Here is a 6,000-nt window from a genome sequence, read left to right on the forward strand (position 1 = left end):
GCTGCCTTTTCTGGCCTGTTATTGCCGTGTTCATCCGGAACAAATTCACAAGACAATCGGGGATGCAGCAAGTTGTAATTTGCTGCATCCCCGATTATAATTTTATACCATTTTCATGCACTTCATACACTATTCCATGCTATTCTCCTCGTGCACTCCATACACTATTCCATACTGCCCTCGTGCACTCCGGCTATTTCTGTATCGTGCAGTACTTTGTGCCGCTGAATGCGCTGTTTGTCGTCGTAAATTCCCCACTTGCAGATATGTATGCCTTCACTCTGAAGTAGTATTTCTTACCTGGTGTCAGGTTTTTCACTACGCCGCTCGTCTTACTTGATCCGCTCACACGCACTTTTTTACTGTAGGTTCCCGTGGATGAGGTTGCCATATAAATGTCGTATCCACTCACTCCACTGACTGCCTTCCAGCTTACGGTCGCCTGTGTCTCTGCCGCTTTGGCTGAAACGATCGCCGGTGCTGCCGGAGTGGTAGCAGTTCCTTCCACTGTACCTAACTCACTGTAGAGCTTGCTGCCGTCGATGGTGCGATAGCTGCACACTCGATAGTAGTACTTCTTTCCCTGGGCAAGACTCTTGTCGACGTAGCTCACTTTATCTTCCGTCAGTGTTGCCAGCTTTGTGAATGATCTCGTTGCGTATACGGATCTGTAGATCTCGTAACCATCCTCGTTGCTGACGTCTTTCCATTTTATGGTTATCTGCTTGCTCCCGCCGCGCAGTGAAGAGATCTGCGGAACTTCTGCCGGGGTCTCACCGTATTTGATGCCGCTGTACCCGGCGTAGATCTGTGAATCATTTCCGGTTCTGTATGATCTCACCTTAAAATAATATCTTGTCGCTGCATCCAGGCCTGTCGCTGTATATGTTACCGCGTTCTTTCCTTCCAGTGTATCTACCAGCTTGTATCCTGATGATGCGCTGGTGGACATATAGACTCTATAACCGCTTGCACCGCTCACTGCGCCCCAGGTAACTTCCAGCTCTTCGCCATTTAAGATATTCTTTATCGTCGGCTCTTCCGGTGCTGTCGCTTCGAATATCTCCGCACTTGAACTGCTGGCCACGTTAGATCTGTATGCTCTCACCTTGAAACCATAGGTCCTGCCTGCTGCCAGTCCTGTAACTGTATTCGTCAGTGTGCTGGACGATAATGTTGCAATTATTTCATCATCCTGATAGATTACGTATTTCGACGCTCCACTTGATTTTGTCCAGGTCAGTTTTACCTGTTTTGTTCCACCTTCAATTTTTGTAATTCTCGGTGTTGAAGGTGCTGTTGCGCTATAGCCGTAACCACTTTCTTCACTGTAGACATTATATTTATTTCCTTCACGGGAGGTTCTCACTTTATAATAGTAGGTTCTGCCATAAGAAAGTCCCTCTGTCACTGTGTATGACAAGGTAGAAGCAGAAAGCTCTGCAATCTTGTTATACTCGCCCTTAGCTGAGGTTGCCTGCAGCAGTTCGTAGCTGGATGCCCCGGATACGCTCTTCCAGGTCACCTTGACATTTGCTCTTCCTGTCACACCTGACACCTTCGGTGCTGCCGGTGTTGCCGTTGCTGTCACCGCTTCGTATGTGTCTGAATAACTGCCGTATTTTGGCGAGCCGCTGACTGTGACAAACGCGCGTACACGGTAATAATAAGTACTTCCCGCTGTCAGTTTGGTCACGTTGAGTACATTGGTGTTGGTACTGATCACCTTTGTGACTACGCCGCTCTTGAAGTCGTCGTCTGTGCAGTACTGTACTCTATATCCGGTCACATTGTCCAGCTTCTCCCACTCGAGTTTCATGCTGGCAGCTTTCTCAGCGGATGTCTTCAAGCCCTCCACCTCTGCAACCGAAATCGTAAATGTCCTGGAAATCTCACCGCTGTATATGCCGATTCCTTTCAGTGTAATGGTCGCGGTTCCCGGATTCTTGTTTGCAGAATAGGTCACCTCATAGTCTGTGCCCTCTTTCAGTTCATTTCCTTTGTATGTCACCTTCAGGCCGCTCTGTTTTATCGCGGATCCGGTGTATGTCATGTCCTCGATGCCTGTCACTTCTGATTTTGTAAAGTTTCTTCTCTCGACCGTCCGCTTCACCACGATGAACGGAAGACCGATCTTGTCTGCATTTACCACTACTTCATTCTCAGAGACACTGATCTCGTTGATGCGCTCCCAGGTGTCGTCCGCTTTTGTTCCGGTACGGCGGAGCACTTCGATGGTATCGCCGGTGTTGATTTCGTCTCCGAGAAAGCTGAACTGCGCTGCCGATGTATCCGTCTTATCATTCTTGCGGTACACTCCGCTCGCCTGCAGCAGCTTGTAATCTCCGTCGTCGATGCCCTGGCGCTCAAGCAGTGCCGCCAGTTTCCGGTTGGAGCTGACCTCCTCAAGGATTCCGGTGGAGAGCTTGCCGTAGATAAATCCGTCACCAAGCTTTAATCCATTGACTCCGTACGAATTATCGCCCTCAATGATATCTTCATACGTCGGGTCGTCAAATTCTGTGTAAGTCGGGCTGTCATATACCGGCTCCTCCCAGTCCGGATTGCGGTAGAGTACACTGCTCAATGCAGTCTTTACATCACCTGTCCATGGTTTCGTGTATGACTCGTCTGTGAACCATCCAGTCTCTCCGCCCATAGTGTTGCTCAGTTTCACGTTGAGCAGTTCTTTATTCTTTTTCAGATCAATAGACTCCAGGCCGCTCCGCGTGATTGCAATCCGCTCCAGTCCCGCTGCATTTGCGGTACTGATCTTTGTGATTGGCACGTTGTCCAGCAGCAGATTGATCAGCTCACTGTTTCCTGACAGATCAAGGGAAGCAATCGGTACGTTATTCAATTCCAGAGTCTCCAACCCGCTGTTTCCTGACAGATCAAGGGAGGTGATTGGTACATTGTTCAACGCCAGAAGTCCGAGCTCCGGATTCTTCGTCACATCCACCTTCGTCATGTTCTTTCCGCCCAGCACCAGCGTTTCCAGGTTCGGGAACTGTGCAAAGTCTATATCTCCCAGCTTGCGCGCATTGCGCAGATCCAGATTCATCAGGTTGGTCAGCCCGCTGATGTTCAGATTTTCCAGAATCGGACTGGTGATCTCAATCGAGTTCAGATCGCATCCTGTGAAATCTGCATCCTTAAGAAATGCGGAATGAATGAATATCTGTGACAGGTACGGCAGCTTCTCGATTCCTTGAATTGAGCTGCATTTGCCTCCTGCCTCCAGCCAGCTGGATTCGAGCTGCTCCTCCAGCGACAGAGTACCGTCACCATCGCCATCGATGAACTCGGATACTGCACTTCTAAAATCTGCATCCGGGAAGTTCTCTGCATTGACCTCGACTGCCACACTGCCATCACGCACGGTGATGCTGCAGGTTGCGGAATATGTTTCGGTCGAAAACATTACTTTTGTACTTCCGATGTTCAACGGTATAATTACATACGTTCCCTTCTGCTCATCGTCTCCTGCCTGCTCCACCTCGGCGATGGTAGTGTCACGCACGCTCACCTGCATATCGTCCGGCAGATTATCGAAGTCCATATCGCCGTCTTCCGTCTCCATGCCCACCTGAATCTGGCATCTGTCCAGAAGTCCAAGTGTCACACTGTCAGGAACGACCTGCAGTCCGCTCTGCTCCTCCGGTTTCAGGTAGATGACCTTTCCCACAGCAGCACTCATTTCCTCAACAGGATCTTCAAAAGCCTGATCGTAATACCATTCTTTGCAAAGGACGCCGTTGATGATCTGGTATCCTGACCCATACCAACCAAACTCTGCACTCTTACCGCTTAGATCCAGTGTTTCCAGGTGATTATAATCACAGTACAGCTCTCCCAGCTCTTTGTTATTTGTCAGATTCAGTACTGTTAATTCGTTTTTCTCACATTCTAAGGACTCTAACTTTGTATTATTGTCCAGATTCAGTGTTGTCAGCATGTTGTCATTGCAGACCAGAGTGGACAGTTTCTCATTTGCTGACAGATCGAGGGCTGTCAGATTGTTGCTGCTGCAGTCCAGGGTTTCCAGCTCTGTAAAGTATCCAATTCCGGTCAGATCCCTGATTGCAATCTCATCATTTTCCCCTGTTCTATATTCCCAGACATTGATACTTGTACATTCAGCGATCTCCTCTTTTGTCAGAATTGTGTCTTTGTTCAGATCAATCGTGTTTTGTACATAGTCGCGGAATGCTTCGTCCGGGAAAGTTTCTTCTCCAATCTGGATTCCTTCGGGGCGTCCTGCTTCTACAGTGACTACACAGCTTGCTTTGTATTTGCCGATGGTCGCCGTCACGGTTGTCGTGCCTGCGGCTATACCCTTTACGGTTGCAGTCTCCACGCTCTCATCGGAATTGACTGTCACGATGCCCGGATTTGCCTCATCGATGCTCCAGCTGCATTCTGTGATAACCTGTGTCGCGTAATCGTCCATTGGGATTACGGACATAGAACCTTGTGTTCCGATGTACAGGCTCATCTTATTATTCGGCACGTCGATTGCGAGTTTTTTGAAATCATTCTGCACCAGATGGATCTTTTGTCCGGCTACCTGTGAGATATCTCCGTCGTCATTTGGCCATAACAAATCATTGTCTCCGTCATATTTTCCGGATAAGCTCCATCCGTCATACTTTTTATCGCCAACATTCTGGGGACCCAGAATAAGTGTTTCCAGATTTGTTACTCCTGTAAGATTCAGTTCTGTCAGCGCATTATTATCCAATACCAGCGTATGAAGCTTTACATTTGCACTGAGATCCAGTGCGGCAACGCTCTGGTCGAGCACCTGAAGAATCTGCAGCTCCGTGAAATATCTGATGCCGGTCATATCTCTGATGCCGAGAGCCTCGTCGTTCACTGCCAGTTCTGTGACATTGGCGATTTCTTCCGTCGACAGGATTCCATCCTGGTTCCCGTCAGCCTCCCCGCGGATAAATTCGCGGAATGCCTCGTCCGGAAAGTTGGCCGCGTTGAGCTCTACGTCACCGGCTGCTGCCTGTGCGTCTACCTTCTCTTCCTTTGCGGGCTGTTCTTGTGTTTTCGTCTGCTCTTCCGCTTCGGGCTGCTTATCTGTTTTCGTCTGCTCTTCCGCTTCGGGCTGCTTATCTGTTTTCGTCGGCTCCTCCGCTTCCGGAGCTTTGTTCTCGTCTGCCGCTTCTGTTTCGCTGCCATCCGTGACTTCTTCCGGCACGTCTCCGGCCTCTCCTGCGGCTTCTTCTGTTATCGCTGCTTCTCCTGTGTCTTCCATGGCTGGTGTTTCGCCTGTATCCTCCGACATCTCAGCGGCCTGTATATCTTCGGTCTTTGCTTCGTCCTGCTGTGGCTCCTCGGCCAGAACCAGCATCGACGAATTTAAGGCCAGCGCCAGGCTGAGAACCAATGCCATGATCTTCTTTGCTCTTTTCATGATCTCCCTCCTTGCTTTCTCTCATAATTAGCAGTAGCACTATCATCCGGTTCTTGCCCGGGTAATCACTGCGTAAGTGATAGGGTATCTTTACAGCAGACTGAACCCCTCCCTGCTGTGAATGATGCCACCTTATCATTTTTACTTTATCATTTTTTTGTTCTCTTTTACAGATAATTGGCAGAATTAACCTATATTTCTGCACATTTAGCAGTGCCTTGATGTTGTGGTGCCGGATAGCGTCAATGGGGACAGGTCAAAATGGCAATGGGGCTGTCGCACTAAGTAATTAGTGCGCAGCTCCTTTTTTATGCAAAAGGTGTAAAATATACTTATGCTAATAAATAAAATCTTACAAAAGAATTATACTCTGGCAGAAGATTTTTATCAACTAAAACTGCCACTAAATATCGATTACATAATCCCAGATAATGATTCGGTGCGTTTGCTAAGTCAATTCGTGGAGGAGATGAATATTTCAGATTTATTAGGGACTTATTTCCGGATTCGGAAAAATACTGCAACGCCAAAACAGATGCTGAAGATTATGCTCTATGCTTACATGAATAAAT

The 6,000-nt window shown here is 48.3% G+C and carries 1 protein-coding gene and 1 pseudogene; one reads left to right on the forward strand and one right to left on the reverse strand.

What is annotated here, in order from left to right; genetic code table 11:
• Positions 1 to 193: 193 nt before the first annotated feature.
• Positions 194 to 5,428, reverse strand: coding sequence for a fibronectin type III domain-containing protein (locus BUB85_RS15945; RefSeq protein ID WP_073112319.1), 5,235 nt, complete (start codon positions 5,426 to 5,428; stop codon positions 194 to 196).
• 334 nt (positions 5,429 to 5,762) lie between these two features.
• On the opposite strand from BUB85_RS15945, the pseudogene BUB85_RS21860 reads away from it, so the two are divergent.
• Positions 5,763 to 6,000: pseudogene (locus BUB85_RS21860) on the forward strand (IS5/IS1182 family transposase); the annotation flags it as partial.

It is taken from the genome of Hespellia stercorisuis DSM 15480 (assembly GCF_900142165.1).
GTDB classification, from domain to species: Bacteria; Bacillota; Clostridia; order Lachnospirales; family Lachnospiraceae; genus Hespellia; species Hespellia stercorisuis.

Coding starts and splice junctions, on each gene's coding strand:
- BUB85_RS15945 (WP_073112319.1), bottom strand. CDS start 5,428: ATGAAAAGAGCAAAGAAGATCATGGCATTGGTTCTCAGCCTGGCGCTG.